The sequence below is a fragment of the Cupriavidus basilensis genome (assembly GCF_029335485.1).
GTDB classification, from domain to species: Bacteria; Pseudomonadota; Gammaproteobacteria; order Burkholderiales; family Burkholderiaceae; genus Cupriavidus; species Cupriavidus basilensis_E.
In genome coordinates this window covers 1-1,776 of the sequence record NZ_JARJLM010000073.1, presented here as the reverse complement: position 1 = coordinate 1,776, position 1,776 = coordinate 1, and the positions used below count along the sequence as shown (strand labels likewise).

Below are 1,776 nucleotides of genomic sequence, written 5' to 3'. Positions count from 1 at the left end.
AGGCGTGCCGGCCATTCGCCCGCGCGCTCGGCCAGGCCAACCTGGCCCAGCACCCTGGCGGCCTCGGCCAGCCGCGCGCGCGGCAGCCCCAGCGCCACGTTGTCCAGCACGGTCTTCCATGGCAGCAGGCGCGCGTCCTGGAACATCACCCGCACCGCCTCCCGTTGCCTGCGGCCGGGTGCGTCGTCCAGCGTCACGGCGCCGCCGTCGCTGTCCTCCAGGCCAGCCACCAGCCGCAGCAAGGTGCTCTTGCCGCAGCCGCTGCGGCCCACGATGGCGAGGAACTCGCCGGGCGCGGCCTGCAGGTCGATACCGTGCAGCACCTCGCGCCCGCCGTACCGTTTCACTACCTGCTGCACGCGCAGCGCCAGGCCCTGGCCGGATTCGCTGGCCGGCACCTCGGCCAGCGCGGCCTGTTCGATCGGGTTGCTTTGCATTTCGTGTTCTCCTTGGAGCGCCGGCGTCAATGCGCCTGGTAGCCTGGGTGCCAGCGCAGCCAGAAGCGCTCCAGGCCGCGCGACAGCAAGTCAGCCAGCTTGCCCAGCAACGCATAGAGCAGGATGCCGACCAGCACCACGTCGGTCTGCAGGAACTCGCGCGCGTTCATCGTCATGTAGCCGATGCCCGATTGCGCCGAGATGGTCTCGGCCACGATCAGGATCACCCACATCAGGCCGAGCGAGAAACGTACCCCGACCAGGATGTTGGGCAGGGCGCCCGGCAGGATCACCTCGCGATAAAGGCGCCAGCCTGACAAGCCGTAGCTTTTCGCCATTTCGATCAGGCCGGGATCGACCGCGCGGATGCCGTGGTAGGTGTTCAGGTAGATCGGAAAGAACACGCCCAGCGAAACCAGGAACAGCTTGGCGGTCTCGTCGATGCCGAACCACAGGATCACCAGCGGAATCAGCGCCAGCGGCGGAATATTGCGCACCATCTGCAAGGTGCTGTCGAGCAGGGTCGCGGCCGGGCGGAAGGTGCCGGTGAGCAGCCCCAGCGCGAGCCCGAAGCCGCCGCCGATGGTGAAGCCCAGCACGGCGCGCCAGGTACTGACCCAGACGTGGCGCCACAGTTCGCCCGTCACAGCCAGGCCCCACGCGGCCTTCACCACGTCGAGCGGCGCCGGCAGGATGCGGCTCGACAGCCAGCCGAGCTGCGAAGCCAGCTGCCACGCCACCACCAGCAGCACGGGGACCACCCACGGGGCGGCCGGGCCAAGCGCCTGCCGGAGCCACTCGGCGCGGCGCGGCGCAAGCGTCAAGGGAGCGGACATGATGATCTCCTTCAGCCGTGCGCCGCGCGCGGCACGATGCCGGTCGCCATGACTTCCCCGAAGGGGCCTGACAGCGCCTTGCCCTGCAGCTTGTCGCGCAGCGGGCGCGGCAGCAGCGGGAACACCAGTTCGGCGAAGCGGTAGGCTTCCTCCAGGTGCGGGTAGCCGGACAGCACGAAGGTATCGATGCCCAGTTCGGCGTATTCTTCCATGCGCGCCGCCACGGTCCGCGGGTCCCCCACCAGCGCGGTGCCCGCGCCGCTGCGCACCAGGCCCACGCCGGCCCACAGGTTGGGGCTGATCTCCAGCTCCGCGCGGCTGCGCCCGCCGCCGCCGGCATGCAGCGCCGCCATGCGGCGCTGGCCTTCGGAATCCATCTTGCCGATCACCGCCTGCGCGCGCGCCACGGTGGCATCGTCGAGCTTGCTGATCAGCTGGCCGGCGGCCGCCCAGGCTTCATCGCCGGTGTCGCGCACGACCACGTGCAGGCGGATGCCGAACCT

The 1,776-nt window shown here is 70.3% G+C and carries 3 protein-coding genes; all 3 read right to left on the bottom strand.

Translation table 11 applies throughout. The annotated features are described in order from the left end of the window. A partial coding sequence (locus tag P3W85_RS04220) for an ATP-binding cassette domain-containing protein (RefSeq protein ID WP_276263848.1) occupies positions 1–437 on the bottom strand: 437 nt, incomplete at its 3' end. Positions 438–463: 26 nt separating this feature from the next. Then, on the bottom strand, positions 464–1,273 hold the full coding sequence (gene ssuC / locus P3W85_RS04215) for an aliphatic sulfonate ABC transporter permease SsuC (RefSeq protein ID WP_276263847.1): 810 nt from the start codon (positions 1,271–1,273) through the stop codon (positions 464–466). A gap of 11 nt (positions 1,274–1,284) precedes the next feature. Further along, positions 1,285–1,776 (bottom strand): LLM class flavin-dependent oxidoreductase (locus P3W85_RS04210; protein ID WP_276263846.1); only part of this gene is annotated, 492 nt, incomplete at its 5' end.